Source organism: Sporosarcina sp. FSL W7-1283 (genome assembly GCF_038003105.1).
GTDB lineage: Bacteria > Bacillota > Bacilli > Bacillales_A > Planococcaceae > Sporosarcina > Sporosarcina newyorkensis.
On record NZ_JBBOOL010000001.1, the window covers coordinates 2,485,528 to 2,512,287 of the forward strand.

General features: G+C 37.4%; 30 protein-coding genes and 1 pseudogene. 14 read left to right on the forward strand and 17 right to left on the reverse strand.

The annotated features are described in order from the left end of the window. Positions 1 to 26 precede the first annotated feature (26 nt). The 9 genes from MKY93_RS12805 (at position 27) to MKY93_RS12845 (ending at position 6,448) form a co-directional block, all read left to right on the forward strand. Positions 27 to 2,057: a DNRLRE domain-containing protein gene (locus MKY93_RS12805; RefSeq protein ID WP_340759393.1), complete on the forward strand. Its 2,031-nt coding sequence runs from the start codon at positions 27 to 29 to the stop codon at positions 2,055 to 2,057. A gap of 68 nt (positions 2,058 to 2,125) precedes the next feature. Next, positions 2,126 to 2,533 carry a hypothetical protein gene (locus MKY93_RS12810; RefSeq protein ID WP_340759395.1) on the forward strand — a complete coding sequence of 136 codons (408 nt, stop codon included), beginning with the start codon at positions 2,126 to 2,128 and terminating at the stop codon, positions 2,531 to 2,533. Between the two features lie 79 nt (positions 2,534 to 2,612). Continuing rightward, positions 2,613 to 2,972 (forward strand): hypothetical protein, encoded by a 360-nt coding sequence (locus tag MKY93_RS12815; RefSeq protein ID WP_340759397.1) that lies wholly within the window; start codon positions 2,613 to 2,615, stop codon positions 2,970 to 2,972. 15 nt (positions 2,973 to 2,987) lie between these two features. Further along, positions 2,988 to 3,506, forward strand: a complete 519-nt coding sequence (locus MKY93_RS12820) for a hypothetical protein (protein ID WP_340759399.1) — start codon at positions 2,988 to 2,990, stop codon at positions 3,504 to 3,506. Between the two features lie 46 nt (positions 3,507 to 3,552). Continuing rightward, positions 3,553 to 4,011 carry a hypothetical protein gene (locus MKY93_RS12825; protein WP_340759401.1) on the forward strand — a complete coding sequence of 153 codons (459 nt, stop codon included), beginning with the start codon at positions 3,553 to 3,555 and terminating at the stop codon, positions 4,009 to 4,011. A gap of 23 nt (positions 4,012 to 4,034) precedes the next feature. Then, on the forward strand, positions 4,035 to 4,397 hold the full coding sequence (locus MKY93_RS12830) for a hypothetical protein (RefSeq protein ID WP_340759403.1): 363 nt from the start codon (positions 4,035 to 4,037) through the stop codon (positions 4,395 to 4,397). Further along, the gene (locus tag MKY93_RS12835) at positions 4,390 to 5,226 is read left to right on the forward strand and encodes a peptidoglycan DD-metalloendopeptidase family protein (protein WP_340759405.1); all 837 of its coding nucleotides are present in this window, start codon (positions 4,390 to 4,392) and stop codon (positions 5,224 to 5,226) included. Before MKY93_RS12830 ends, MKY93_RS12835 begins: the two co-directional genes overlap by 8 nt. A gap of 149 nt (positions 5,227 to 5,375) precedes the next feature. Continuing rightward, entirely contained in the window at positions 5,376 to 6,146 is a 771-nt protein-coding gene (locus tag MKY93_RS12840) for an N-acetylmuramoyl-L-alanine amidase family protein (protein WP_340759407.1), read from the forward strand. A 32-nt stretch (positions 6,147 to 6,178) separates the two neighbouring features. After that, positions 6,179 to 6,448 (forward strand): hypothetical protein, encoded by a 270-nt coding sequence (locus MKY93_RS12845; protein ID WP_340759409.1) that lies wholly within the window; start codon positions 6,179 to 6,181, stop codon positions 6,446 to 6,448. Between the two features lie 147 nt (positions 6,449 to 6,595). Here the strand turns inward: MKY93_RS12845 and MKY93_RS20430 are convergent, their stop codons facing one another. After that, entirely contained in the window at positions 6,596 to 6,913 is a 318-nt protein-coding gene (locus MKY93_RS20430) for a zinc ribbon domain-containing protein (RefSeq protein ID WP_445683491.1), read from the reverse strand. 59 nt (positions 6,914 to 6,972) lie between these two features. Then, positions 6,973 to 8,484 (reverse strand): recombinase family protein, encoded by a 1,512-nt coding sequence (locus MKY93_RS12850; RefSeq protein WP_340759411.1) that lies wholly within the window; start codon positions 8,482 to 8,484, stop codon positions 6,973 to 6,975. Between the two features lie 39 nt (positions 8,485 to 8,523). On the opposite strand from MKY93_RS12850, the pseudogene yfkAB reads away from it, so the two are divergent. Continuing rightward, positions 8,524 to 9,027, forward strand: a pseudogene (gene yfkAB / locus MKY93_RS12855) (radical SAM/CxCxxxxC motif protein YfkAB); the annotation flags it as partial. Between the two features lie 44 nt (positions 9,028 to 9,071). Here yfkAB and MKY93_RS12860 read toward each other — a convergent pair. The 4 genes from MKY93_RS12860 to MKY93_RS12875 all read right to left on the reverse strand — a co-directional run bounded on the left by MKY93_RS12860 (position 9,072) and on the right by MKY93_RS12875 (position 13,684). Next, on the reverse strand, positions 9,072 to 9,392 hold the full coding sequence (locus MKY93_RS12860; RefSeq protein ID WP_340759413.1) for a hypothetical protein: 321 nt from the start codon (positions 9,390 to 9,392) through the stop codon (positions 9,072 to 9,074). Positions 9,393 to 9,525: 133 nt separating this feature from the next. Next, complete coding sequence (ald, locus tag MKY93_RS12865; protein WP_340759415.1) at positions 9,526 to 10,665, reverse strand: alanine dehydrogenase; 1,140 nt, start codon at positions 10,663 to 10,665, stop codon at positions 9,526 to 9,528. A 171-nt stretch (positions 10,666 to 10,836) separates the two neighbouring features. Next, positions 10,837 to 12,195, reverse strand: a complete 1,359-nt coding sequence (locus MKY93_RS12870; RefSeq protein WP_078818092.1) for an aspartate aminotransferase family protein — start codon at positions 12,193 to 12,195, stop codon at positions 10,837 to 10,839. Positions 12,196 to 12,217: 22 nt separating this feature from the next. After that, entirely contained in the window at positions 12,218 to 13,684 is a 1,467-nt protein-coding gene (locus MKY93_RS12875; protein ID WP_078818093.1) for a CoA-acylating methylmalonate-semialdehyde dehydrogenase, read from the reverse strand. 149 nt (positions 13,685 to 13,833) lie between these two features. Here MKY93_RS12875 and MKY93_RS12880 point away from each other — a divergent pair, with 149 nt between their 5' ends. Further along, positions 13,834 to 15,456: a PucR family transcriptional regulator gene (locus tag MKY93_RS12880; protein WP_078818094.1), complete on the forward strand. Its 1,623-nt coding sequence runs from the start codon at positions 13,834 to 13,836 to the stop codon at positions 15,454 to 15,456. Between the two features lie 117 nt (positions 15,457 to 15,573). On the opposite strand, the gene MKY93_RS12885 is transcribed toward MKY93_RS12880, so the two are convergent. The 8 genes from MKY93_RS12885 to MKY93_RS12920 all read right to left on the reverse strand — a co-directional run bounded on the left by MKY93_RS12885 (position 15,574) and on the right by MKY93_RS12920 (position 23,559). Further along, positions 15,574 to 16,059 (reverse strand): hypothetical protein, encoded by a 486-nt coding sequence (locus MKY93_RS12885; protein WP_078818095.1) that lies wholly within the window; start codon positions 16,057 to 16,059, stop codon positions 15,574 to 15,576. A 19-nt stretch (positions 16,060 to 16,078) separates the two neighbouring features. Next, positions 16,079 to 17,626, reverse strand: a complete 1,548-nt coding sequence (locus tag MKY93_RS12890; RefSeq protein ID WP_078818096.1) for a sodium/proline symporter — start codon at positions 17,624 to 17,626, stop codon at positions 16,079 to 16,081. A 30-nt stretch (positions 17,627 to 17,656) separates the two neighbouring features. Next, complete coding sequence (locus MKY93_RS12895; RefSeq protein ID WP_281250671.1) at positions 17,657 to 17,782, reverse strand: hypothetical protein; 126 nt, start codon at positions 17,780 to 17,782, stop codon at positions 17,657 to 17,659. Between the two features lie 359 nt (positions 17,783 to 18,141). Continuing rightward, the gene (locus MKY93_RS12900) at positions 18,142 to 19,767 is read right to left on the reverse strand and encodes an amidohydrolase (RefSeq protein ID WP_078818097.1); all 1,626 of its coding nucleotides are present in this window, start codon (positions 19,765 to 19,767) and stop codon (positions 18,142 to 18,144) included. Positions 19,768 to 19,808: 41 nt separating this feature from the next. Further along, positions 19,809 to 21,272 (reverse strand): sodium:solute symporter family protein, encoded by a 1,464-nt coding sequence (locus MKY93_RS12905; RefSeq protein ID WP_078818098.1) that lies wholly within the window; start codon positions 21,270 to 21,272, stop codon positions 19,809 to 19,811. Continuing rightward, positions 21,272 to 21,496, reverse strand: coding sequence for a hypothetical protein (locus MKY93_RS12910; protein WP_078818099.1), 225 nt, complete (start codon positions 21,494 to 21,496; stop codon positions 21,272 to 21,274). Before MKY93_RS12910 ends, MKY93_RS12905 begins: the two co-directional genes overlap by 1 nt. A gap of 42 nt (positions 21,497 to 21,538) precedes the next feature. Further along, complete coding sequence (locus tag MKY93_RS12915; RefSeq protein ID WP_340760932.1) at positions 21,539 to 22,774, reverse strand: M20 family metallo-hydrolase; 1,236 nt, start codon at positions 22,772 to 22,774, stop codon at positions 21,539 to 21,541. Between the two features lie 200 nt (positions 22,775 to 22,974). Next, positions 22,975 to 23,559, reverse strand: coding sequence for a GNAT family N-acetyltransferase (locus MKY93_RS12920; RefSeq protein ID WP_078818100.1), 585 nt, complete (start codon positions 23,557 to 23,559; stop codon positions 22,975 to 22,977). Positions 23,560 to 23,919: 360 nt separating this feature from the next. Here MKY93_RS12920 and MKY93_RS12925 point away from each other — a divergent pair, with 360 nt between their 5' ends. The 3 genes from MKY93_RS12925 to MKY93_RS12935 are packed head-to-tail and all read left to right on the forward strand — an operon-like array spanning position 23,920 to position 24,997. Beyond that, positions 23,920 to 24,273 carry a DUF4870 domain-containing protein gene (locus MKY93_RS12925; RefSeq protein WP_078818101.1) on the forward strand — a complete coding sequence of 118 codons (354 nt, stop codon included), beginning with the start codon at positions 23,920 to 23,922 and terminating at the stop codon, positions 24,271 to 24,273. After that, entirely contained in the window at positions 24,263 to 24,529 is a 267-nt protein-coding gene (locus MKY93_RS12930; RefSeq protein WP_245799513.1) for a MerR family transcriptional regulator, read from the forward strand. The genes MKY93_RS12925 and MKY93_RS12930 overlap by 11 nt, the downstream gene beginning before the upstream one ends. 60 nt (positions 24,530 to 24,589) lie before the next feature. Then, positions 24,590 to 24,997 (forward strand): hypothetical protein, encoded by a 408-nt coding sequence (locus tag MKY93_RS12935; protein ID WP_340759417.1) that lies wholly within the window; start codon positions 24,590 to 24,592, stop codon positions 24,995 to 24,997. Between the two features lie 98 nt (positions 24,998 to 25,095). Here MKY93_RS12935 and MKY93_RS12940 read toward each other — a convergent pair whose 3' ends face one another. The 3 genes from MKY93_RS12940 to MKY93_RS12945 form a co-directional block, all read right to left on the reverse strand. Continuing rightward, a complete protein-coding gene (locus MKY93_RS12940) occupies positions 25,096 to 25,335 on the reverse strand; it encodes a transposase (RefSeq protein WP_139366017.1) in 240 nt (79 codons plus the stop codon). Positions 25,336 to 25,540: 205 nt separating this feature from the next. Next, complete coding sequence (locus MKY93_RS20435) at positions 25,541 to 25,708, reverse strand: transposase (protein WP_425441353.1); 168 nt, start codon at positions 25,706 to 25,708, stop codon at positions 25,541 to 25,543. 342 nt (positions 25,709 to 26,050) lie between these two features. Continuing rightward, a complete protein-coding gene (locus MKY93_RS12945) occupies positions 26,051 to 26,758 on the reverse strand; it encodes a CPBP family intramembrane glutamic endopeptidase (RefSeq protein WP_078818103.1) in 708 nt (235 codons plus the stop codon). Positions 26,759 to 26,760: the final 2 nt, after the last annotated feature.

Sequence of the window (26,760 nt, forward strand, 5' to 3'; positions counted from 1 at the left end):
ATACAATGAGTTAGGAAGTGATCAAGATGAATCACGATACGGAAAACGAAGAGATTTTTATACCACCTGACAACAGGATGAAAGCAAAATATACACTCTATGCAGTGGATAACAGCGAAGTATTTACCGAAGTCGAAGTTTCGCAAGACGAAAATTCATCAATTCTTACTGAAATAGCTGTAAAGGTAAATGAGCGCAGTGATAAAAATACGGAAATTGACATAAAATATCGTGGAAATTCGGATGTCTTTGTAGAAATACAGCCAATAGGATTCAATGGAATCTCTGTAGAAATTGAAGTTCCTCCACATAATAAGATGTGGGCGCTATTTGAAGTACAAGAGCCTCCTAGAATAACAGCTATTAAAAATCCTTTTCAGGACTCTTTTACACGAGAGAAAAGTCAATTCCAAGCAATTAACTATGGACAAAACAATTCATTAGTGGTTGGGCGTTCAGAGGATGACATCTACAGATCTTACATTCAATTTGACTTCGGTGAATGGTCTCCTCATTTCATAATTGTTGAATCTAAAATAAAATTATATTATACAGGTACTATTCCTGATAATGCTAAGCTTGAAATTTTAACACTAAATGAGCAATGGTACGAGTACGGTATCACACATCTTAATCGACCTTCACCAATAAATCTTATTGTTGACAAGTACACCATTAACAAAGAAGAAAGGTATGTAGAGTTTACCGTAACTGGATTAGTGGAGAGTTGGTTAAAAAATGAAGTTAACAATCACGGTATAGTAATCAGAGCATCAAACGAAACGAAAGATATGCTAGTTAATTTCAGAGCCAGAGAATCAACCAGACCTCCTGAATTATTAATTACTTATTATGATGCAAATGTATACAGCGGTGGAAGAACACAGATACCTACTGAAATCTTTGTTTGGAATGCAGACAAAAGTGATGTAAATACAGAAGTCACTGTTGGGTCAGTTATTGGGACAGATATTATTCCTGTTGAAATTTACGTGCATCGTTATGAAGTACCCGTTGACTCTGTTCATGATATAGAAATCACTGTTTCAAGACCTCTCATTCTAACGGAAATTACTATCTCAGCACTGGGAGAGAGCAGTACGTTAGCAGAATTAAGTGTAAGGTCAGGTCGTTTAGATGATAAAAGAGACGTAGAGATTACTGTTTCTAAGCCAAAGTTTTTATCTGAGATATTTATTAAGTATGTAGATGATATTGATGCAGAAATTACAATTCAAAGACATGAAGATAGCGAGAAGTATGCGGAAATCAGCATAACTAGAGAAGTCGTAAATAGTGAGATCTACATTAAACATCGTCATAATATCGAAACGGAAATTACTGTGCAACGATTTACTGATGATGAGAAAAACGCAGAGCTAATTATAAATAGAGAATCAGTTAATGTAGAAATAAGCGTAAGTCATCGATCTGATAAGAACACTGAGATAACCGTTCAAAAGTTAAAAGAAGAAGATATGTTGACTGAGGTTGCTATTACGAGAGAGAAAGTTGAAGTAGAACTATTTGTAAAATATAAGAATGACATCTTAGTCGAGCTAACAGTTCAGAGAGAAGATGCTTTAGAAAACGAGGTAGAGCTAATCGTATCTAGACCTCTTATTAACACAGAAATTAATGTTAGAGCGTTAGTTAAAGATGACACATATATAGAAGTTGTAGCTAGAGCTATAGGTGAAGAAGAAATAGACTCAACAATCACAGTAAGCCGTGATGAGATACTAACTTTAATCACTGTTGTTGAGTTTTCTACTGTAGATGCCGAACTGTACGTTAAACACAGAGATGATAAATTAACGGAAATCATTGTTACGATCTTCGATGATGTTTTAGTAGAAATTGATCCACTACCTCAATCTAAAATTTCTGTGGAAATAACAGTTACTCGACCAGACACTCTTGCACAGATCACTGTTCCTTATTGGGATGATAGCAATGTAGAAACTGAATTAGAAGTTCGTATCTTGGAAATCAGCGACGTTGAAACAATTATCACTGTAAAATCCAAGGGCGGAGCTTATGTATTTATTATATAAATTGTGAAAGAGAGGTTAGTGCAGCCTCTCTTTTTTTTGAATTTAAATTAAAAGGAGAATGATATAACATGCATATGAAAAATTATGAAGTAAAAGAATTTGGGGACTTTCTCTACTTACTAAAATTAAAAGGTAAACAATCTAGAATGAGAAATAGGCTTGTAAAACTTCTTGAAGAACATCTCTTGCAAGTAGAAACTGAAAGACAGCACTTGGTTGAAGAATACGCATTAAAAGACGAAAATGGTGAAATTATTTTTGATGATAATAACAATATAGACTTTAAAGATGAGCAAGGATTAAGAAAAGAGATTGCGGTCTTAATGACAGAAGAATATATCCTTGAAGAGTCCTTAGATAAACAAGAAATGTTTTCTATCATTAGAGAAATTATAGAAGAGTACGGAGAGAGTACAGAAATGTCAGGAGAAGAGTCTATGAACTTTGAAAGATTCTGTGAGTTTTTGGATATTTAAATTATAATTTATAAAATTATTAGAGCAAAAGGATGAGAAAAAGGAGTCGATATCAGTTTCCCTTAGAGGAGGAAGAATTATGACAGAAAGATCACCCAAAGATCTAGAACAAATACAGAAAAGCAAATGGGAGATTGAGCAGTTAAAGCAAAATGAAAAAGTGCTCAAAGAAGATATCCAGAAGATTAGCGAAAGAGTAACGGTGGAAGTTAAGGAAATTAATATGAATTTCACTAAAGAAATAAAAGTTTTGGAAGCAAAGATTTCAGAATTTGATATATGGCGTGAAAAAATTGAGAGTCGCGTTTCCGCATTATTCCGTATCGTTGATACCTTAAAAGAAAGTGATCTTTGGCTGAAACGTACTATAATAGGGGCAATTGTATCTGCATTAGTAGGGGCTGCCTTCTCAATACTAATCTTCTTCATAAAAAACTAAAAGGAAGTGAGAAAAATGTCTGAAAAAGAGCAAATTAGAGAGACAGAAATGAAGCTTGATGAGCTAAGTAAAAGAGTAGAAGAAAAAGTAATGAAGAAGAACATCCCCCTTTTTGAAGTTTTCGTGACCCTGTATAGCATATTAGTCTCTATTATGATACTTCAATTCCCATCTGTAATGGAGATAATGGTAATAGACCACGGTTCTGAGGGAGTTTTAATTTTTGAAATGCTGCTTGATTTAGCAAACCCTTGGGTATACGGAGTAATTTTCTTTATAGCTGGAGCATTTAAGGGTCTAGGACTGGTAATTGATAACGCCCCAATGAGAGTAGTCGGATTACTTCTATCCGTTGCACTGTATTCAACATTTACGCTAGCTTTAATGTTTAACGCCCCTTCTTTTATATTGATTAGTTTTTTTACTATGAGTATATTTTCAACAATATCCTTAACTTTAGTCAAGAGCACAGGGATCAGTTTGAAACAGGAAAGAACTGAAACAGAAGAGTTGGAGAAAACTGAAGAAATGTAAAATACGTATCATTATATAATTATGACTCCTAATAGGAGGAAAAAAGATGAATAGCACAAACAAAAAAATAAAAAAGATAAACTTCTTCACCAGAGGATGGACTGATAGGGCGTTTATTATGACTATCAGTGTTCTAGTGTTTTTTATATTTCTTTCTACTGGTTTAATTATGCTACTGCTTAATAGAGAGTTAGATCCAATGTATCTTTCATTACTTAATATGGGTAAAGATCCTCTCCTTTTGATCGTGGGGAGCATTTTTGCGATAGAGGGAGTTGAAAAAGTTACTGATAGGAAAACCAAACAAGAGATAGAGTCTATAGTTGAAAAGCGTGTTGATGATGTTGATATAGGTAGGGATGTCTCTGAGAATGTTTATGGAAGCATCGAGCTGGAAAACTTTGATATGAATGTTGTAGAAGAGGAATACCAAGAAGTCTATCAAGATAAATCAGATGATATTCAATCAGAAAAAGATGAAGATTCAGGAGATTATCTAGTATAAGTTTAATAAAAGGAGAGATTTAGATGGAATTATTTATCGATAATTGGTTCGTACTATTGGCTTTTGTTGCTGCAATGGCTTTAACAGGAGTATTAGTATACACATTTATTAAGATGCCAACTTCTAAGCAGTTGGATAAAGTTAGGGAATGGTTAGTATTTGCTTGTATTCAGGCAGAGATACAGCTAGGGAATGGTACAGGAAAAGTTAAATTAAGGTCAGTTTACGACAGCTTCCTAACAAAATTTCCTTGGCTAGCTAAAGTAGTAAGTTTTGAGACATTCTCCGCTATGGTGGATGAAGCGTTAATCACAGTTAGAGAAATGTTAGAGTTAAATACAGCGATCAGAAATTTGGTTGTAATGGAAGTGAAGGATAATGCATGATTTCATATCTCCAGCGACAAGCCATATCACAAGTTTCTATGGGTCTAGGACTCATCCAATAACTGGAGTAAAGAATAAATTTCACTACGGTATAGACTACTCAGGTTTAGCCAGTCACGATGTAGTTTCAGCAGCCGATGGAATAGTTAGAATTGCAAAAAGTATGGCTGGTTATGGAAATGTAATTATGATTACGCACACTATTCGCGGAAAGATTTATGAGACTGTTTACGCTCATCTTCAGACATTTAATGTGAAACAAGGAGCTAAGGTCAAACAAGGACAACTTATAGGGATAATGGGAAATACAGGTTCTAGTACAAGTCGTCATCTTCATTTCGAGTTATTCAATGGGCATTATAGGAGTAACTATTCTAATACTCTTAATCCACTTGCATATGTATTTGATCCAAATACACTAGAATTACAGCAACTCCTCAATAAGACGGCTCCGTTCAACTTAAAAGAAGATGGCTTCAGAGGGGAGAACACTATTAATGCTACTGCTGTATTTCAAAAACGACAGAAACTAAACGTAGATGGGTATGCTGGAAATGCTACATTTGATACTTTGCGTAAATTGGTAAAATCCCCACCTAAACAAGTAGCATCTGACTCTCCTCTTCTAAATATAATTGCTAATAACGAATCAAATACAGGTACACTCATCACTACTTCTGAAACTCTCAAGAAAGCTTATACAGAGCATCTTCAACGAGCTATTGATAGTAAAATTGTTCAGCCCAAATGGTTGCAAGACTATTTGAGTGGCAAGTTGAGTATCTCAGATGCTATTCATTTAGACGTTCTGATTAGAGCTAATTCATAAGGAAAATTAAATATAGAAAGGAGAGGATATAACATGAATAAAACTGAGTGCGTAATCTGTACAAAAGAAATTAAAATAATCGACAACTACAATGGTGAAATGATGTGTCAGGAATGCTATAACGATCCTGAGAATGAGGTGTTTGAATAATGGCTCTTATAGTAATTGACGCGGGGCATGGAGGATCGGATGGAGGAGCTGGTGGCAAATACACTAATGAGAAAGATAATGTCTTAAAAGTAGCTTTACGACTTAAAACTCTACTTGAGCAAGCAGGTCATACAGTTAAGCTAACGCGCTCTACAGACGTATATTTAACACTAAGTCAGAGAGCTAAGTTAGCTAACCAATGGAGGGCAGATTTCTTTATCAGTCTTCATAATAACTCTGCTAAAAATAAACAAGCTTCTGGATTTGAGACATTTATCTATAATGGACAGGTCAGTAGTAAAACTATACAGTTTCAGAAAAGCGTTCATAAAGCTATTTTAAATGAGTTAAAAATTAGAGACAGAGGAATGAAACGCGCAAATTTTGCAGTACTAAGAGAAACCAATATGGCATCCTGTTTAATCGAATATGCATTTATCTCTAATGACGAAGATGAAAATCTGTTAATGAATAAAGTTGAACAGATGGCTCGATCCACGGCACAAGGTATTGTAAATTATGTAGGAGGTAAGAATATCCCTACAGTGTCGTCAAATTCACCCACTCAAGACGTAATCGCTAATAATAAAGGAGAGAATGGAATGTTAATCACAACTTCAGCAACACTAAAGAAAGCGTATCAAGCATATCTACAGAAAGCTATTGATAAGAAAATTATCCAACCTAAATGGTTACAGGATTATAACAAAGGTCAATTGTCTATTTCAGATGCAATTCACCTAGATATTTTGATTAGAGATAATATGTAAAGAAAAATTAAATAAAAAACGGGAGGAATTATATGAAAATAGACGTATCCTATAATATATACGATAAAGATATTTCGTCCGCTGTCTTATCTAGCTTAGATGAGCATAATAATCCTTCTAAGTTCCATCTGACAATTGATCATTCAGAAGAAATTAAACGGTTGATATTGGCTCATGTAGACATCTCTACAGGTAATCCAAATGAAAATAAACTCGTAATGACGCTAGATGATGCTCGACAACTATTACTTTTGCTTGCTCAGTTTCTACATCAGATGCAGCCATCAGACATAAACAAATAACAATAAAAGAGACCTTACAGAAGCATAAAAGGTCTCTTTTATACATAATGCAACACCCTAAATTTCACATTCATATTTCTCTATATCTAATTAAATCAATGCCTCATACAGTCCCCTACCGAAATAATTTCACATGTGGAAATCACCCTAAAATACAATTCCGTTTTCATGAAATGAAATTGGACTGCCTTCCGACAAAATGATGTCAAAGTGGAGTTTATTGTAAATAACTATTTCAGATACTACTTCTCTAATTTCATCTTCAGTCAACTCTCTTCTAAATCTATTATTCACTAATTCCACTAATTTAGCCTCACTTATCGCATTTCTCTGACACTTTTTAGAGTTATCATATGTGCTGCATACGTACACCTTCTTTTTATGCCTCCCTTCTCTTTTCATTTTAAAATTACCTTGGCAATTGCCACAGGATATCTTCTTATAAAAGAGTGATTTTATTCGCATAATGACCTCCTAAGAACCCCGTAAACACGGGACTTTGACCATGTTGGTATTTTGATTATTTACTGTTTATAGACAATTTCTAAAAACATTGGATGTAATCTCCTGTTATCGGCTATGTCTTTGTAATAATATATACATTCAATAATTTCTCTCAGTGCTGTATTTAATTCTTCTACTTCCATCTCACCTGTTAGAATATTTGTAGCAATGTCTTTATATTTCTCCATTTTCTCAATCTCTGACTTAGAATCAGTACTTTTAAGCTTTCCTAAATTGAATTCTAATTGTGATTTATCTTCATCTAATTTTGTTAACTCATGGCTTGCTTCTTTCTGATCGTATATCCCTACTTTAAATCCTTCTTGAATACGCTTCCTCTCTATAGATAATTGATTAAGTCTTTTTTCTAGATCATTTATTTGCACATCAACTTCACTAAATATATCGCCTCCTTCGTTTATAAGAATTTCAATTTCTTGTTCCAATTCTTCTATATAGGATTCTAACTCTTCAAAAACCTTTTCTTCAATCCTGTTAGATTTAACACCCATATTTGAACATCTTTGACTAGCGTTAGCTTTAGCTATCTTACTTTTTGACGAGTGGCAATTTAATACATACAACTCTCTCTCCTTTTTGTTTAATTCCTCTTTTGACTTTTTTGAGGGATATTTCATACAGAACGACAATGTGGTTTTACACTTAGGACATACAATTAATCCTGACAACGGGTAAGAACCTCTTTTGGATTTCTGTGGAACAATGCGTCTTTCTTTTCTTATAATTTGAGCCTCATCAAAAACATCCTTATCCACAATCGGTTCATGAGCATCTTTTTTAATGATAGGATCTCTACCTTCAAGCTTGTAATATACTGTTCCAATATAAGCAACATTCTTCAAAATAATAGAAATACTTCTATTTGTGAATGGTTTATTTTCATTAGTTTTATGTCCTAGGAGATTAAGATGTCGAACAATTTCCTCTTGATTCTTCTTCTTATTCACATACATATCAAATATCATTTCAACCACTTTTGACTGCTCGGGGTGTTTAATAAGTATCTTAGGTTTTGTTTGAGACTTGTTATATCCATAAGGAGGTATCCCAAAGTATACGCCACTATTTAATGCCTGTACTCTCCCTCTCATCATTTTCCTCTTTAACACTCTCATAAAATGGTTATCCATCTCAGCTGTAATGCCTGTCATAAAGTTATCGTCGTCATTGGAAAAGTCGAAGGTTTTATTTAGCGTATAGAACATTAATCCTTCTTCGATGCATATCCGTTTAAATAAACCAAAATCAGTTGAATCTCTAGATATTCGATCTTGCTCTGTAACCAGTACACCATCATACTTGTCATTTCTAACTTCTCTCAACATCTTTTGGAGTTCTATTCTATTCCAATTTTCTGAGCTGCCTTCTTCATGGTAAATTTTATACTGCATATTGTTCTTGTTTGCAAAATCTATAAGAAGTTCAATCTGTCTAGATATCTCCATTGAGTCATCATTCTTTAGACGAGACTTACGAACATAGATTGCCACAAGTTTGTTTTGTGTAATCATACTTCGACCAGCTCCTGTGATATAATGTATAGGAACATGATAACACAGGGCTTGATTAAGATGCAAGATACCAGACATCCTATGTACCCAAGTGATTTCGCTTCTTCTCTAGACGTACTTTCACTCGACGAAACACGGCAGGCCATCACAGATCTTCTTTCCTATCGCGATAAAAATACCTGGATGTTATTTGGAACATTGCCGTTCTACAACTGCAGTCAAGACGCCCGTGATCAAGAGTTGTTTGCAAAACTTGCAGCCAGCAAAAATGTCACTGTGCGCAATGATCCGGACGGTCGCTCTCGTTTGAATGTTAATATTTTCACGGGAGATGTAATTGTCACAGATTTTGGCGATGTACCACCTCTTGGAAATATTCAGACGGATCATTTGCCTGAACTGTATGATCGATGGCAACAACATCCACTTGCAAAAAGTGTGAGCTGTCACTGCCCTGCTGTCCGCTGTCTTGGACCGAATTTGCTTGTGAAAGATGCTTATTATCCAGAAGTTGATTTTTTGAAACGAGAACTTGTGAAATGATAAAAAGGCTATCACTGGAAAATTTCAGTGATAGCCTTTTAATTTCATATGCTGAAGATTAAAAATAAATATCCGCCGATTACAGAAATCGATATCAACAGCTTCGCACCCATAGTCGTTTTTTTCCCAACGATGCTCATAATAAAGCCTACTACTCCTGCTGCAAAGAGCACCAACGCAATCATTTTACTGGCAGTATAGTTATCCGGAAAGGATGTATACGATATAAAGCCAATCAGTAAATTCAGAAGTATATTTTGAATCCATACACCTCTTTTATCTCCAAAGCGTTTTAAATACAGCAATACTTGACCAATGATCACTAGTATTCCTAATACTATTAGTATGATTAAAAGTTCTCCCATGGTTCTCACCTCAAGTATAATACTTCCCGAGGTTTGACCTATAGAAACATGAAAGGATCAAATTGATATGTCAAATTAGTTTTAAGAATTTGCCAATCAGCTGAGTTATGATTCATAGGACTATTATCTACTTTTATTTATTTATAACCAAGTCTTCCCCTGCCAATAGAGACTCTGGGGATACATATTTCAATCCTTGAGATTGTGCAACGGCCAAACATGTTATCTTCCCGTTTAAGGTATTTAAGCCTGTTCGCAGCGATGTATTATCAAGAAGTGCTTGCATCCAACCTTTATTGGCAATTTGAAGTGCATACGGTACCGTCACATTGGTCAATGCCATTGTAGAAGTTTGCGGCACCGCACCAGGCATATTAGCAACAGCATAATGGATCACTCCGTGCTTAATGTAGATCGGGTCATCATGAGTTGTTACCCGGTCAGATGTGGAAAAAATTCCTCCTTGGTCAATAGCGATATCCACTAGCACGGAACCTGGTTTCATCGATTGCACCATCACTTCTGAAACAAGTTTTGGTGCTTTTGCTCCAGGAATCAACACGGCTCCAATGACAAGATCCGCTTCTTTTACAGATTCTGCAATATTGAACGGGTTCGAAACTAACGTCTGAATATCGCTGCCAAAAATATCGTCTAGCTGACGTAAACGATCTACCGACAAATCAAGAACTGTTACTTGGGCGCCCATACCGATTGCAATGCGAGCAGCATTCGTTCCAGCCTGTCCTCCACCAATGACAACGACTTTACCACGTGGTACACCCGGCACGCCCGATAACAGTATGCCTTTTCCACCATTTGTCTTTTCAAGATACTGAGCCCCAATTTGTGTCGCCATACGCCCAGCCACTTCACTCATTGGCGCTAGCAACGGTAAAGAGCGGTTTGGAAGTTGTACTGTTTCATAAGCGAGACCAATCACTTTGTTATCCAAAAGAGCGTTAGTCAGCTCAACCTCAGATGCTAAATGCAAGTACGTGAATACTAGTAATCCTTTGCGGAAATAACGGTATTCAGAAGGAATGGGTTCTTTCACTTTCATAACCATCTCTGCTCCCCATGCCTCGGCGGCCTCTTGGACAATTTTTGCACCCGCTTGAATGTATTCTTCATCAGTAAAACTAGATCCAAGACCTGCTCCTGTTTCAATTACTACCTCATGGCCAGCCGAATGCAAAGTAAATACTCCAGCTGGTGTCATTGCCACACGATTTTCATTACTTTTAATCTCCTTTGGCACACCGATCAGCATAGACATTCCTCCCACAATAAGATGAGTATTCTTTTCCTGTCTCAAACACAGGTTCTAATCCATTATCGTAATCTTCACATCGTACATGAGTCTGGTTGCCGTATGGTGCGTCGTAAACAGTACCCCCGTACTTATAAAAGCAGGGAGGTACTTCTTAATCGAGTTAACTAATTACTCATTTTCTTTGAATACTTTCTTCAACACAGAGACGATGAAATCAAAATCCTCATCCGTACAAGAAAGCGGCGGACAGAGTGTGAGAACATTGTTGAAGCCAGCCACCGTATCTCCATTACGTCCGACGATTAGCCCATTTGTTTTACAGTCACCTATTATTTTACCGATTCGAGCATTGGTCGCAGGTTCTTTTGTGTCCTTGTTCTCGACAAGCTCAATCCCCAATAAGAAACCTAAACCTCGAATATCGCCTACAAATGGGTGACCTTTCAAACTAGCAAGCACTTTGTGCAAACGATCTCCCAGTTCTACTGATCGATCTATAAGATTTTCACGTTCTATAATTTCTAAGTTTTTCAAAGCCACCGCACAAGCAGCCGGATTCCCACCGAAGGTATTGACGTGACGTAAATGGCTATTCTCTTCACCCGTATCGAACTTCTCGTATATATCTTTACGGATTGCTGTCACAGATAGCGGCAGGTAGGCACTCGTTAAACCTTTTGCCATCGTGATAATATCTGGCTTCACATTGAAATGCTGATGACCGAATGGTTTTCCTGTTCTTCCGAATCCACAAATCACTTCATCAATTATCAAGAGGACACCGTGGCGAGTACAGATCTCTTGAACTTTTTCTACGTAAACCGGATGTGGAATTAAGATACCCCCGCCTGTAATAAGGGGCTCCATAATAATCCCTGCTATTGTCTCTTTCTGTTCCCAGATAATCTTCTCTTCAAACTCCAATGCTCGCTGAATATTATACTCTTCTATAGTTTGACCAGCAGGTTTTCGATAATTATCCGGAGGCGCCACATGCAAAAATCCTGGCACTAGTGGCTCATATTTAAACTTTCGAAGTGCCTGCCCTGTGGCTGACAATGCTCCCATCGAGCTTCCATGGTAGCCGCGGTAACGAGAAATGAATTTATATCGAGAATGGTCTCCGTTTTGCTGATGATACTGGCGGACCAACTTGAATGCGACTTCATTTGCATCTGATCCACTATTCGAATAAAAAATCTTATAATCATCACCGAGCATTTTATTCAGTTTCGCTGCTAGTTCAATCGCTGGTTCATGGCTCTGAGACATCGGCACATAAGACATCTTTTTCATTTGTTCATAAGCCGCTTGCGCAAGTTCCTCGCGGCCATACCCGACATTTACACACCATAACCCCGACATGGCGTCCAAATAGCGTTTGCCCTGATGATCTTTGATCCAAGCACCTTCTCCGCTCTCTACAATCATCGGTGGATTCTTTTCATTATATGCAGAAATGTGATGCCAAATATTATTCCGGTCCTTTTCCACTAATGAATTCGTCTGTTCCTTTGCAGTAGCCATCAAAACTCCCCTTCCATTATTGTTAAGAATGACGTGCTGTCAACATTTTCTTACGTGTGAAAAATTCAATACCATCTCGACCATTAGCATGGAGGTCACCATAAAATGACTTCTTATAGCCGGAAAATGGGAAGAATGCCATCGGTGCAGGTACGCCTAAGTTTATACCAAGCATCCCTGCATCCATTTCTTGCCTGAATTGACGAATAGCTTTTGCACTGTCCGTAAATAAGCAAGCTCCATTTGCAAAATCCGACTGATTAGCTAGTAAAATTGCATCATCGAGTGTCTCGGCTCGAATAATCGAAAGGACGGGCGCGAAAATTTCTTCTTTCCAAATCCGCATTTCTTTTGTAACCCCTTCAAAAATTGTCGGACCTACAAAATAACCTCCTTCAGAAGAGGATTGATCTTTTCGACCATCGCGGACCAGCTTGGCTCCTTCTTCGACACCCGACTCAATGTAAGCGAGTGTTTTCTCTTTGTGTGAATCACGGATAACGGGTCCGAGGAAGATTCCTTCATCCAAACCATTTCCAATAGTCATGTTGTTCGCTTCTTCGACTAAACGGCTCACAAGCTCGTCTGCAATATCTCCGACTGCTACAACTACCGAACAAGCCATGCATCTTTCTCCGGCAGAACCGAATGCTGCATTGATTATATTTTTTACGGTTAGATCCATATCCGCATCTGGCATGACAATCGTGTGATTCTTAGCTCCAGCAAGCGCTTGCACACGTTTGCCATTCGCTGTTCCTGTTTTATATACGTATTCGGCAACCGGTTGTGATCCTACAAATGAAATAGCAGGGATATCCGCGTGGCTTAGCATTCCATTGACAATGTCGTGCGCCCCATGAACTATGTTAAACACGCCATCTGGTAAACCTGCTTCTTGCAAAAGCTCTCCCAAACGACTGGCAAGAAGCGGCGTTCGCTCGGACGGTTTAAGAATGAATGAATTGCCTGCTGCAATCGCCAGCGGGAACATCCAGCAAGGAACCATCATAGGGAAGTTAAATGGCGTAATCCCACCGATCACACCAAGAGGATAGCGGTACATTCCCGATTCTATATTAGTAGCAATATCGGGGAGTTGAAAACCCATCATCAGCGTTGGGGCTCCTGCTGCAAATTCTACACATTCAATGCCACGTTGGACTTCGCCATAAGCTTCTTCGTAGTTTTTTCCGTTCTCTACAGTAATTAGTTTCGCCAGCTCATCCCAATGTTCTATAAGAAGCTGCTGGTATTTAAATAGTATTCGCGCTCTTTGCGGAACGGCAACATTTCGCCAAGAAGTGAAAGCTTTTTTCGCCGCCATAACCGCTTTTTCTAAATCTTCGGTCGTTGAAATGGGCACTTCTGCGATAATTTTTCCTGTAGCAGGGTTTGGCACTTCTTCATATATTTTTGTAGTTGATTTAACCCATTGTCCATCAATAAAGTTCGAAAGCGTTTTCTTTTCAATTGCTGTTGTATTCATCTTTCTTCCTCCTGTTCTCAGTACCTTGCGTAATAGTCGCACATAAGCTAAACTACAATTACAAGTTTACTAATTTTTTAGACTACTTTCATTTTACATAGTGTAACATTGTCACTATATATTTTTCACATTATGGAGGTCTTAACTTGATGAATGAACTTTCGTTAACTGTTCGCGATGTCTTAGCTCGCGACTCATTTAAACATGCAAGAGTAGCCGCTGGTAATAATGGATTGGATCGTCAAGTAAAGTGGTCCCATGTTTTAGAAGTGAGAGACTTTGGTTCATTAATCAATGGTGGTGAATTGATCTTAACGACCGGAATTGAGTTACCGCGTGATTTACCAACACATATACACTATATAAAAAAACTGATCGAAACAGACGTTGCCTGTATTTGCATAGAAAAAGGGATTCACTATCAGGAAGTCCCGAAAGAAATTATAGAACTAGCCGACCAACAAAACTTCCCCATCATTGTTTTTGAGAAAACAGTTAAATTTGTTGATATCACCCAAGATCTCCATACACTACTGATTAACCATCACTATGAAATGCTTTCAAAAATTGATACATTATCCAGACGGTTTAATCAGTTAAGTCTAATGCCTAATGGAACGTTAAAGATTCTGCAGGAGTTACATTCCTTCTTTAAACAAAATGTTTTGTTTATTGCTGATAACGCCAAATCTTATTATTATCCGGTCGAAGCGATTAATTGGGAACATCCTATACAAGAGCTTTTAATAAAAACATCGACACGAAGCGCAAAACAAGATGTTTTTTTAGTCGGGACAAGTCTATTTGCCATCTCACCTGTCAATGGGCTTGGGCAAACATTAGGGTATGTCTGCCTCCAACTTAAACAGTCGATTTCCAATGAGTTCACTTTTTTAATTTTAGATCGGGCTTCTCTTGCAATTGCTCAAATATCACTTAGAGACCGTACAATTGAAGAAAGAAAACAACATAATGAAGATGAACTTGTCCGTAATTTACTGCACGGTCGTCCTGTTGAGCAAGAGGAAGTTCAATACCATTTACCCACTAATAGCCGGAACTTGCATTATCGGATCTTTGTCATCCAACTGAATACGCATGAGTCCATTTTGGATGAGCACAGTTGGGAAGAAATTCGTTTGCAGCAATCGATGGCTGTTCGTTCGCTATTCAAACGAAATGGTTTCTTTCCAGCTCTCACTGTGAATAAAAATGAAATTTCTATCATTGCCTCATTTATAGCAGCAGATCCCAGTGCAAAAGACACCGACCGCTTTTCACAAATCGCACAACAAATTACCGACTTGAACGACGATAACTTTTTGCATGGTCGCTCATATACACTAGGTATCAGTTTTGTCCATCATGACTTCACACTTATTGAAAAAGGTTATGCAGAAGCAAAAAAAGTTTTGGCTATTAAAGAAACACTCCCATTTAAGAGTAATTTCTATGAAGATCTTGGCATCTATAGGCTCCTTCTATCAATAAAGAATCAAGGTTATCTTGATCATTATGTAGAAGATTACCTACATGCTATTATCGAATATGACAAAAAGACCGATAGCAATTTATTAGAAACACTCCGAATTTATCTGGAGTGCGGAGGTTCAAAAAAAGAAACCGCTGATCGCCTGTTTATCGTTCGGCAAACACTGTATCACCGACTAAACAAAATTGAATCCATACTTGGAAAAGACTTCATGTCTCCATTAAATCGTGTAGCTTTAGAAGTAGCTATTATCGCAAATCAACTGAGGACCATAACTTGACTCATTCAATCTCCACACATATATTTTACGCAAATCGTGGCTGTATAAAAGAATTCGAATCTTGTTTACATGTTGAACCCCTACCGTGCTTCCTACTCAAAAATATAAGGTCCTATTTTATAAAGGATGATAACTCCCACTAACCGCATCCACTATTAGGTGTCCCGGTGAGTTATCTGCCATCTCAAATTCCGCTAACCAAAACGGCCGATAAAAGAGCGTTCGGTGAATTTCTGATATTTTGGGCATTGTGACAAACTTTGCTTTTGTTGAAGCATTTTCGAAAACAAACTTCTCTGCAATACCAGCGGCTTCTTTTTCATTGATAATGAGAGGCGGGGCCTGTTCCGGAGCAATTTGCCGCTGGTAAAACACCGGCTGGATATCGACCATAGCACCCCGACCGCCAAGTCCATCCACTGTGCAAGCCGCCTTTCCCCTAAATTTCAGCAAACTTTTCGCACTCACTTGAAATTCAAAAAAGTAATATGGATAATAAATTACGTCCTGAATACGGAACTCTATTTCCTTTTCATACTGCTGCAAACCTTGCAAAACTTCTTCTTCATTAAAAACAATTTCTTGCGTTAGAATAGCATTCATAATAAATTACTCCTGTACGTTATTTTTTCAATAAGAACTGTGACAAGATACTTGCTTCCGGAGCCAAATCACGTGCAATATTTCGATCGAACTCTTTTGAAAAGAAACGTTTTTGTCTTGATTTCTCGAAAGCATCTTGAATTTCTTTTGATGGACGACGACCGAACTGGCTTCCAATGATCATACCTAAAAGTGATACGATAAGACCTGCTAAAAATGGATGAAGCCCTGTAGTCGCTTCCAGGTCCGTAGAAGTCCAAAGAATATTCGTTGCTGCCCCTCCAATCATTGCACATAAGCACCCAATATAATTAGCTTTTTTTGAATAAACCGAAGCGACATAAGGTACGAGAAACGCATTTCCTAATGTTCCAAAAGCAAATAAGACCAACGCGAAAACGGAAGGCGGTTCATAGATAGCAACGACTACTCCGACAATACCACCCATTAATATGCACAGTCTCGATACGATAATCATTGTTTTTTGACTTGCATTCTTGTTGATGAATCGTTGATAGACGTCACGTGAAAGAATAGAACCTGCTTGCATAAGGATGGAATCCGCAGTCGACATGACCGCTGACATAATAGCAGAGAGTAAGAGTGCCGCAAAAATACCTGGGAACAAAGTATACGCTAATTCCGTAATAATCATTTCCGGATCAGCGATGGTCGGCAACAAGATGATCCCAATTAGACCTAGGATATATGGAACAAAAATGAAGAATTGATTCCAAATAGCACTGATCATGATTGCCCCTTTAACAGTCTTTGTACTCTTCATCGACATATGGCGAACCACTACATGCGGAAGCCCCATATAACCGATTGAATAGATTAGGACAGCTCCAAGCACAACGCCCCATTGACCATAATACGCCAAGTCTTTACCCCAAATACTTAAATACGTAGGATCTAGAGCCTTTAAAGAAGCATTAAGACCAGTCAATCCGCCTACGTGGAAGTAAGCTAGGAAACCGATGCCGACCACACCGAACACCATGATGAGACCTTGAACAAAAGATGTATAGGCAACAGCCAAATAGCCCCCGGCAACCGTGTAAATGATGATGACGCTAATTCCGATAATAAGAGAAAGCTCATAACTAAAACCTGTTAAAGTGGACATTGCCTTTCCGGCAGCAATGAATTGTGCACATACATAACCAAATAAAAAGACGATCGAAATGATCGATCCCACAACACGAACGCTGGCACTTTCGAACCGTTTCTCTAGATACTCAATTGGTGAAAGCGCTCCCAAAATTTCAGACATTCTTCTCATTCTTTTACCTAAAACAGAAAGATTTATAATCGATCCCCCGGCATCTCCAATTGCATACCAGATGGCATACCAGCCATATTTGAATGCCATAGCAGGCGCTCCCATAAACATGAAACCACTCATCGCAGTAGTCTGCATCGTCATAGCGGTCACGGCTGGTCCAAGAGATCTTCCACCAAGTAAGTACTGTTCCGTCGATGCAGCAGACTTCCGCGAAAACCATAAACCGATTGATAATAGAACACCTAAATAAACGATGAAAATAATACCATCAATACTCATTAAATCCCTCCCTATCCACTATTTATTTTCCTATTTTTGCTTCTCTTCTCGGTCATCTTCCTTTTTAAGTTTAAAATAGAGGACTGAAGCCAACCCAACCCATATAAATGGCCATGGAACGAACCACCAAAATGTTTCTACTGGAAAATTAAACATTTGTCCATCTCCTTTTGTTTGCTATCCATTTAGTCTAGTATAGCCTACAAGGATTGTTAAAATATTAGACATAGTGTGTTAGAAAGTTATAACTTCCTAGCCATTTTGTAACTTCTAAATAGCAACTGGTGTAGCCATAATTAATAGAGAAGGTGAGACTATCTCAAAGAGTTTCCAACGAACTTCAACAATCTCCCGGCCAATAGTTAATCCAGAACTACACTAAACAAAATCCTTCTTGCATACAAAAAAGAGCAATCTGAAAGGCCAAATAAAATGACTTCTCAGACAGCTCCTCTTAACTATTTTTGAGCCTTTTTCCAGGACCTACGGTAAGTAAAGGCTCAAACGATCAAAATCTACTTTACATTAATATACAACTTTTCATATTCGATTTTTCCGTCAATCATTGTTAATTCAACGGATAAGTCTTTCAAACTTTCTGATTCAACTGCTAAAATACTTTCATTTAAGACAACTAAGTCAGCAAGTTTTCCAACTTCAATGCTTCCCTTTCGCTGTTCTTCAAAACTAGCATAAGCTCCCATATACGTATAGGCTTTTATCGCCTCCTGAACAGTGATCTTTTGATTAGCCCCTATATCTTGCCCGGTGCTAGTCTTCCGGTTGACCGCAGCATGTATGCCAAGAAGCGGACTATGCGTAATGACAGGCGTATCTGAAGCGAAAGCAAAAGGAATCCCTTTTTCCAAATAATCTTTTGCCGGATACATTACATTTACACGATCACCGTAATTGTTTATATAGGAATCTCCATTCACATAAACAAAAGCTGGATTTGGTATCGCAACAACACCTAATTCCTTCATACGTTCTTGCAGGTCTAGACTAGCAATTCCGGCATGTTCTATACGATGTCGATGATCTTTTCGCGGATGTTTTTCCAATACATTTTCAATACAATTTAACAACATTTCAATTGCGCGATCACCTTGAGCATGCGCAGTAATTTGATATCCTTTTTCATGTGCTTCTCCCAACATTTCATTTATTTCCTTCTGACTATAATAAAGAATTCCGCAATCTGACGGATTACTATCATAGGGTTTTCTTGTAGCAAGAGTAGGTCCTGTGCTGCTGCCGTCCGTAAAGAGTTTAGCTGGACCAATTTTAAACCATTCATCACCATCTCCAGTTACAGCCCCGTCATCTATCATACTTCGAATGAAGGCCTTGGAATCTGTCAGCGAGCCGACAATAGCATACACTCGTACTTTTACATCGCCAGAACCAATACTCTTTTTCATTAAATGCAAAACATTTGGTCCCCAACCATAACTACCCGCATCATGTACACTTGTGATACCAGCTTTTACGAATGTGTCTGATGCCAACTTAAATCCTTCTTCAATTTCCTTATCGCTGTAATCTGCTTCATTAAAGAGTTGCATATGGGCGCTTTCCAGCACTTTCCCCGTTAGCTCACCATTTGAATTTCGTTCGATCTTTCCACCTTCCGGGTCTTTGGATTCTTTCGTAAAACCTACCGACTCTAACGCCCGGCTATTTGCAATAGATGTATGATTACAAACTCGAATAATGACAATAGGGTGTTGAGTCGATATAGCATCCAGCTCTTGTTTGGAAGGAAAGCGCCCTTCCATCATTGTATGTTCATTAAAACCTGTAACACGAACCCATTCGCCGACTGGGGTCTGATCTACCTTCTTTTTTAATTCAGTATATAAATCCTGCAATGATTGAATATGAGGATCTTGACAGTTGATGCCAAGTAAGTTGGTACCAAAAATGGTCAAATGCAAATGGGCATCTATAAAGCCAGGAAGAAGTGATTTTCCATCTAAATCTATTACCCTAGTTCCCTCACCGATCCATCCATTCATTTCAACAGTCTTTCCTACTCCTACAATCTGGTTATCTTTTACAGCTACGGCTTCCTGAACGGACTCATTACCATCGACTGTGATCACTTCTCCATTAATAAATATAATATCTGCATACATAATAACGCACCCTTTCAGAATGTTAACATTTTGTAATTTGATTAACTGCGGAGATACACATCTTCTTCTTCATTACCGGCTGGCTTCGAAAGTAAACTTACAATGATCATTACCAGGACGTTTGCAATCAATCCTATAATCCCCGCATGAATCCCAAATGGTGTTGATGAAGCAACCAATTGATAATAGAAATTTAAGATTGCTCCTACAATTATTCCACTTACAACACCTGTGGCCGTTGCACGCCGCCAATACAGGGCGCTGTAGACTCCTGGCGCAAACTGAACAATGGCTCCATATGCCCCGAGAAGTAAGACAATTAATCCTTGTCCTCCAAAGATCGTGATGATATATGCCAATCCTCCAATGACAAATACCCCTATGCGCATAATAACTAAGGCCGTTTTATCAGATATATTTTTGAAGATAGCACGAATAATACCATCCGTTGTTTCGAGTGTCGCATTATGTGTAATGGCATCTGCAGATGACATGGCCGCTGCTAGCGCCCCCGCACCGACTAATCCGTAGACCCAACCTGGAAGATTCATAACGGTTGTTATCAAGAAAGGAAGTACTTGATCAGCACTTTCAATAGCATTCGCATCTACAATTCCTTTAGCGGCGAATCCGACAAGTAATAGGGGTACTAAGAATAATGCGAATATCGGATAGACCAAAACGGTTTTCTTAATAACGCGAGGACCTGATGCATAAGACTTTGTAAATAAATGCGGCCACATGAGGAACCCAATGACAGATACTAAGATGGTGGTGGTATACGGTATTTTCCCCATATTAGATCCTTCTTTTCCTATCTCCAAGAATTCAGGAGTTTCCGAAGCGATATTTGTAAACATTGTACCAACCGAACCATGTAATTGATGGACAATTGCCAATCCGACAACCCATGAAATGATAATCATTAATAATCCTTGAAATACATCTGACCAAGCGGCTGCTCGTAATCCGCCGGTTGCTACATAAATAACTACAATTCCATAAGAGACAAGCGCTCCAAGCCAAAACGGAATTCGACCTTCTGTCATAATATTGAATATATGAGCCATTCCTGTAAGCTGTGTTGCCAAGTATTGAATGGAGGCCAATAAAGCAATCAAGCCGACAACAACGCCCAGTAATTTATTTTGATATCTTAACTTTAAAAATGAAGAGAGTGTATAAAGATTATATTTCTTTCCAATCTTAGATATCTTCGGTCCAATGATATACCATGGAAGAATGGCAAATGCAGTATACGTAATGATATAAAAAGCGGGAGCTCCTTTTTCATAAGCCCATCCAGGTGCACCTAGAAAAGAGAAAGCACTAAAGACTGCTCCACCCATCAGGAACCACATTACAATCAATCCCAATTTTCCACCCGCGACAGCAAATTCTTCTAAAGAACTGGAATCTTGTCCTTTCCCTGCCAATATTCCAACAATTAAAGCAATAACTAAATATCCAATCATAATGAATAATGCGATTTGCCAATGCTCCATTAATCTTCACCTTCTTCCAAGGCATTATCAGGATCGAGTTTATACAAAATTAGAATTGCTGCAAACGTAAGTAAGATGAATAGAATAATGAAAAAAAAAGAGAATGGTAGCCCCATAATAATTGGTGTGGCTCGATTGGCTATTTCATACAACGGGAATATTAATAGTAAAAAAGGAATTGTAACGGTCAAGATATAAATAGTTGTAAACTTTTTCTTACTCATTTAATCCCTCCGTTTATGCTATTTTTTAAATATAACCAATGTTTATTGACAAGCCATTCTATAAACAGTCTTATAAAGCAACTCTGCTCCTAAAGCGATGTCCTCAGGCGAACTGTATTCTTTTGGATTGTGGCTAATACCATCTTTAGAGCGAACAAAGATCATTCCATAGTCACAAACATAAGACATTTCAAGGGAATCATGAAAAGGTCCACTCATTAATTCTGGTGGAGTTAAGCCCATTTTTTCACTTTCCTCTTTCATAATATGCAGGATATTTTCATTACAGAAGCGGGGCTCACTGCGGGTATCTTCGCTAATTGTATAAGTTAAGCTATGTTCATTTGCTATTTTTTCTATTTCTTGTCGTAATACATATTCAATCTTATCTCTCCTTGCCTCATCGACATCGCGCAAATCTACCGTGAAAGTGACTTTTTCAGGAATGATGTTACGTGAATCTGGAAACACTTGCAGGCTTCCTACTGTGCTGACAGTCGGCGCTTTGGGGATTTCTTGTGCTAACTCGTTTAATTTTACAATGACTTTAGCCGCACCGACCAATGCATCTTGTCTCATCCCCATTGGAACTGATCCAGCATGACCGGCGACTCCTTCTATTTCAACAGTCATCCACAACGGACCTGAAATTCCAGTCACAATCCCAATCGGTTCATTTTTCGATTCTAGAACAGGACCTTGTTCGATATGAAGTTCTAAAAATGCAGCTATCCTTGCAGGATCATAAATCGATTCATGAAACTTTTCAGGATCACAGCCAAATTCAATCAATGCTTCCCGTCTTGTCATTCCATTTTTATCACGTCGATCCAACTCCCCTTCTTCCAGCTTACCCAACATCCCTCTCACACCAAATAATCCTTTATTAAATCTCGATCCCTCTTCGTCAGCAAAAGCGACTAACACAATTGGTCTTTTGGGCTCTATATTTTGTTCACGAAGTGTTTGAAGTACTTCCAATGCGCCAAGCACCCCTAAAGCCCCGTCGTATTTCCCACCATAAGGTTGTGAATCAATATGTGAACCAATCATCAAAACGGGCTCGTCATTAGCGATTCCGTTCATTCTTCCAATTAAATTCCCGAAGTGATCAATAGTTGTTACCAATCCAATGGAATCCATCCATTTCTTTACTTGTAACACTCCTTCCTTATCCTCTGGCGAATGGGCAAGTCGACAAACACCTGTCAACCCGATTTTCCCTATTTCTGCCATCGATTGTATCCTTTCATTCAACCTCAAACCGTTGACAGACATGGACAAAGCTTTCAAAATAACAAACCTCCCTTTAATAGAAGCATTATTCAATTAATAATTAATTGTACTTATAATTCTGATAATTATCGTTTGACAAACTGTTAATTTATTAAATAAAAATAGTGACATCTCGTCTAGTCTAGAAGAGATACCAAATGCTTTGAGCCATATAATTGTATAAATTGATTTGAACTATATCATTATGGAAGTAGCATACGTTCCAATCTGTCCTTTACTGACAACCATTCTTGGTCGATTACACTATAAAATACAGAATCTCTTACATAGCCATCAGGCATAACCATATGATTCCGAAACACTCCTTCTTTTACTGCGCCAATTCTTTCAATTGCTTGCTGAGATCTTACATTACGACGATCTGTTTTTAACTGAACACGAATAGTCCCATGTGTTTCAAAACAGAGTTTTAAAAGGAGGTACTTACACTCTGTATTCACTCTCGTTCGCCAAACCGTTGGAGACAGCCAAGTCCAACCAATTTCCAAGTTACGATTCAGTTCGGATATACTGATAAAGCGGGTACTTCCCACAATTTCACCTGAATACTTATCGCGGATAACAAAGGGAAATTCGAATCCTTGTTTCCTCATTAGAAGCGCTTCGTTCACTAGACATTCCATCTCCTCAATCGATTGAATCTTCTTGGGCATATACGGCCATATATCTGGACTACTTCCCGCCTCAAATAATTCTTGTACGTGGCAAATTTCCATTGGTAAAATCCGTACTCTTTCCCCTATGAGTTCTACTGATGTTAATTCCATTATCTATCCCTCCCTTTTTAAAACATTGCCATCTTATTCGGATTTTTTATACCTTATCCCTCTTTTTAAGAATAAAATTAGAACGACAAAGGTTTTCAACAATAACTCGATTGGAAAGCTCTCCCGCTCTTTAGGTGTTAATTTGTTTATTTGAATTGCTCTACTTTACTCTTTTTGGATATACCCATTAAATTTTAAGGGTATCCGGATTATCGTGTGGAAAATCAATAATAACAATTTTGTTTTCATGAGATCACAAACGCATTATCATGTAGAAAAATTAAAACTATATTTCCTTGATACTCTACCCACGTCACCTTTTATACTTATATTTAAGTAAAGATAAGAAAGGTGAAAAAAATGAATAAACCATTAAAAAAGGAAATATTTTCAGTACAATTAATGCTTGTAGTCTCGCTGCTTCTTGGTGTAATACCTCCCCTTATTATGTTTTTAATGACAAGGAAGAAAAATTTATACTACTGTGAATCAAGTCGGAAAGCTCTTAACTTCCATTTGACGATATTTCCATTATTTATTATCAGCAGTCTTCTTCCTGCGTGGGTTAAATACGCTTTATTAGCTATAGAAACATTAATAATCATGTATGCTATTATTCGAATAGCTTTTCAAAAAACATATTATTATCCAGCCATTCCCTACATTAAAAGCAAAGAAGAAAATATAGAAAAGAGGTATTCACATGTCAGGTGATACGTTGACGATCGGACAATTAGCTAAGCGAACAGGCGTTACCATACGAACACTTAGATACTACGACAAAATTGGGTTGCTATTACCAAGTGATTACACAGAAGGAGGACACCGACTTTACAGTCTTGATGACCTCTTACGGTTACAAAAAATACAATCTTTTATATTCATAGGATTTTCGCTTAAAGACATCGCAGATTTATTAGAATCCAATTGTATAGAAGAACAGCAACTTAGCCACTCAATTGCATTTTAAAAAAGGGAACTTATTGCGGAACAAGAGAGAATTCATCAGACTATTGACCAATTGAATCATATGGAAACTATAATCTCAGGCTATGAAAAAATAGATGCAAAATTATTTTGCTTTATTATTCATTCAATTCTTTTTGAAGAGGAAAATCTTAATGAATATAGTCAAGTCAAGGACTCTATTCACAATTTTAGAAGTGAAGAAAGAGTAGTTTTAGATAAAGGGTACTTCTCATTATTTATGGCTTTAAAAAAACTTGTAGCGAACGAAACAAATCCTGAATCTGATGAAGCGCTAAGATTTATCAAACAGTTGGTTGCACTTTCTAACCAAACTTTATCAAAGATAGAGACAGCGGAAATAAATTCAATGGACCAATATGACGAACCTAATATACTAAATCCCTTTACTGGAGAAGAAAGAACGTTTCTTAAAAACGCTTTTGCCTATATGTCAAAGTTACAAGAATGATATTTTAGCAGGAAACAGTATCCGCAATCACTAAATAAAAAAATTAGGGTAATCGGAAAATAGTGTGGAAAATCAGCACCATAAACTTCTTCATGCACTTATTCATAACCAGTTTGTGACCAATTCGGAAATTGATCAGGTAACATTTTACCGAAAGTAACTTCAATTTCTTTAAATTTCCTTTTCTTTTTTACTTTACGATAGCCTTGTGTGAACAAAATCTTTGCTCTAAGGGCTTCAGAAGAGTAACCACGACCAACATGGTTCATTGTCTTAATTAAATGATTCAAGGATTCTGTATATTCGTTTGTAATTGGAGAATTGAAATAGTTAAATATCTCTTCCTACCAATTATTCATTGCTTTTATCAGATCCTCAAAGTAATTCATCAATGCTTTAGATACATTTTATAACCAGTTTTGATAAAGTTCTTAGGTTTCGTTGATTGACCCAGCCTCATAGATATCAAAGATATCAAAAAATCCTCTTTTAGCTCATACGATTGACCAAGTAAAGGGAACATATCAGTCCATATTTGCAATTTTATTTAGTCGTCAAAGTCATTAAGGTCTTTCGTCTTTTTAGAAGTACATAACGGTCTCTCATGAGTTGCCTACGATCTTTGGCTGACACATTTTGGCGGTTGGCCTTTCGTATTCCTTCCAAGGCTTCGTTTGTCAATTTAACGACATGAAACTTAATTTTGAACAATGTGAAGGAGAGGGGGGTGTAGATTCCACCAGAAAACGGTGATCATTTTCAAATTCCTTCGTATCCATTACTTTTAGATTAGGTAGGTTGAGCGTATCCATCTATACCATTGACTTTCTTGTTTTAACGTCTCGATGTTTTTCCGTTTCCTTATTTATAGGAAACGGAAAGAGCCTATTTAGACAAAATTAGATCAAAATAAATAGACTCTTTTTCTAATATCAAAATCAATTTTAATTCAGAAAAAGTTCGATAGATTAAATGTCCGATTTTAACATAAGGCCTTTTGAATGAAAGAACAAACTATCAAATTAAAAGTTCGTCTCCTAGTTTGTTGTACCTTTATTTGCTATGTAACTTAACATATTCACGATTTTGAATCGGCCACCATATTAAATGGAAAAGCATGTGGACAAATATAGCTGCTAATAACCCCCCTTGAATGAAGGCTACCCCAGCGAAAAACCCAACCCAAGTGTTACCAACAACCGTATACACATACATAGGAGGTTTTGGTTGCGAGGCAACAAGTTTAATAGATGGTAAATGGACAATGGCAAATAAGATACTTGAAATAGAAATTGCAAATAATATACTAACACGATCATTTATATTCATTAATTGGGATAACCAAATAAATAAGCTAAGTAAGCCCCATCGAAACATCACTTCTTCTAAAATTCCACCATAAAATACACGACTTAAGATTCCTGTATTCGCATAATGTGTTTCAATCTCCATATAGTCTGTTTTTGTCAATCTCGGTACTAAATACATATAATAAAACAATAAATGGCCAATTGAGCAAATAACACCTAGACCCAAACCATATAATAGAATTTGACTAATTTCTATTTGTTGAACAACATTAATCTTAGGAACAGCATAAGCACCCAACATTGAAAAGATAAGTGCTGATAAGCAATGTGCTATTAATCGTTGTCTATCTGTTACATCATCCTCCTTTATATGAATTTTTTCTGACTGATACATAAAATAAATGCCTGGAATGCAAATGATGCATACAATAATTAAATAAACCAAATTCATAG

What these genes read in the sequence shown, in the direction of transcription:
- MKY93_RS12910 (WP_078818099.1), bottom strand. Translation starts at nt 21,496, where the DNA reads ATGAGTAAGAAAAAGTTTACAACTATTTATATCTTGACCGTTACAATT.
- MKY93_RS12885 (WP_078818095.1), bottom strand. Translation starts at nt 16,059, where the DNA reads ATGAATGCTATTCTAACGCAAGAAATTGTTTTTAATGAAGAAGAAGTT.
- MKY93_RS12815 (WP_340759397.1), top strand. Translation starts at nt 2,613, where the DNA reads ATGACAGAAAGATCACCCAAAGATCTAGAACAAATACAGAAAAGCAAA.
- MKY93_RS12860 (WP_340759413.1), bottom strand. Translation starts at nt 9,392, where the DNA reads ATGGGAGAACTTTTAATCATACTAATAGTATTAGGAATACTAGTGATC.
- MKY93_RS12820 (WP_340759399.1), top strand. Translation starts at nt 2,988, where the DNA reads ATGTCTGAAAAAGAGCAAATTAGAGAGACAGAAATGAAGCTTGATGAG.
- MKY93_RS12870 (WP_078818092.1), bottom strand. Translation starts at nt 12,195, where the DNA reads ATGGCTACTGCAAAGGAACAGACGAATTCATTAGTGGAAAAGGACCGG.
- MKY93_RS12930 (WP_245799513.1), top strand. Translation starts at nt 24,263, where the DNA reads ATGTCAGGTGATACGTTGACGATCGGACAATTAGCTAAGCGAACAGGC.
- MKY93_RS12935 (WP_340759417.1), top strand. Translation starts at nt 24,590, where the DNA reads ATGGAAACTATAATCTCAGGCTATGAAAAAATAGATGCAAAATTATTT.
- ald (WP_340759415.1), bottom strand. Translation starts at nt 10,665, where the DNA reads ATGCTGATCGGTGTGCCAAAGGAGATTAAAAGTAATGAAAATCGTGTG.
- MKY93_RS12825 (WP_340759401.1), top strand. Translation starts at nt 3,553, where the DNA reads ATGAATAGCACAAACAAAAAAATAAAAAAGATAAACTTCTTCACCAGA.
- MKY93_RS12920 (WP_078818100.1), bottom strand. Translation starts at nt 23,559, where the DNA reads ATGGAATTAACATCAGTAGAACTCATAGGGGAAAGAGTACGGATTTTA.
- MKY93_RS20430 (WP_445683491.1), bottom strand. Translation starts at nt 6,913, where the DNA reads ATGCGAATAAAATCACTCTTTTATAAGAAGATATCCTGTGGCAATTGC.
- MKY93_RS12835 (WP_340759405.1), top strand. Translation starts at nt 4,390, where the DNA reads ATGCATGATTTCATATCTCCAGCGACAAGCCATATCACAAGTTTCTAT.
- MKY93_RS12895 (WP_281250671.1), bottom strand. Translation starts at nt 17,782, where the DNA reads ATGTTTAATTTTCCAGTAGAAACATTTTGGTGGTTCGTTCCATGGCCA.
- MKY93_RS12905 (WP_078818098.1), bottom strand. Translation starts at nt 21,272, where the DNA reads ATGGAGCATTGGCAAATCGCATTATTCATTATGATTGGATATTTAGTT.
- MKY93_RS12845 (WP_340759409.1), top strand. Translation starts at nt 6,179, where the DNA reads ATGAAAATAGACGTATCCTATAATATATACGATAAAGATATTTCGTCC.
- MKY93_RS12915 (WP_340760932.1), bottom strand. Translation starts at nt 22,774, where the DNA reads ATGTCTGTCAACGGTTTGAGGTTGAATGAAAGGATACAATCGATGGCA.
- MKY93_RS12850 (WP_340759411.1), bottom strand. Translation starts at nt 8,484, where the DNA reads ATGATTACACAAAACAAACTTGTGGCAATCTATGTTCGTAAGTCTCGT.
- MKY93_RS12900 (WP_078818097.1), bottom strand. Translation starts at nt 19,767, where the DNA reads ATGTATGCAGATATTATATTTATTAATGGAGAAGTGATCACAGTCGAT.
- MKY93_RS12805 (WP_340759393.1), top strand. Translation starts at nt 27, where the DNA reads ATGAATCACGATACGGAAAACGAAGAGATTTTTATACCACCTGACAAC.
- MKY93_RS12945 (WP_078818103.1), bottom strand. Translation starts at nt 26,758, where the DNA reads ATGAATTTGGTTTATTTAATTATTGTATGCATCATTTGCATTCCAGGC.
- MKY93_RS12830 (WP_340759403.1), top strand. Translation starts at nt 4,035, where the DNA reads ATGGAATTATTTATCGATAATTGGTTCGTACTATTGGCTTTTGTTGCT.
- MKY93_RS12840 (WP_340759407.1), top strand. Translation starts at nt 5,376, where the DNA reads ATGGCTCTTATAGTAATTGACGCGGGGCATGGAGGATCGGATGGAGGA.
- MKY93_RS12925 (WP_078818101.1), top strand. Translation starts at nt 23,920, where the DNA reads ATGAATAAACCATTAAAAAAGGAAATATTTTCAGTACAATTAATGCTT.
- MKY93_RS12810 (WP_340759395.1), top strand. Translation starts at nt 2,126, where the DNA reads ATGCATATGAAAAATTATGAAGTAAAAGAATTTGGGGACTTTCTCTAC.
- MKY93_RS12880 (WP_078818094.1), top strand. Translation starts at nt 13,834, where the DNA reads ATGAATGAACTTTCGTTAACTGTTCGCGATGTCTTAGCTCGCGACTCA.
- MKY93_RS12890 (WP_078818096.1), bottom strand. Translation starts at nt 17,626, where the DNA reads ATGAGTATTGATGGTATTATTTTCATCGTTTATTTAGGTGTTCTATTA.
- MKY93_RS12875 (WP_078818093.1), bottom strand. Translation starts at nt 13,684, where the DNA reads ATGAATACAACAGCAATTGAAAAGAAAACGCTTTCGAACTTTATTGAT.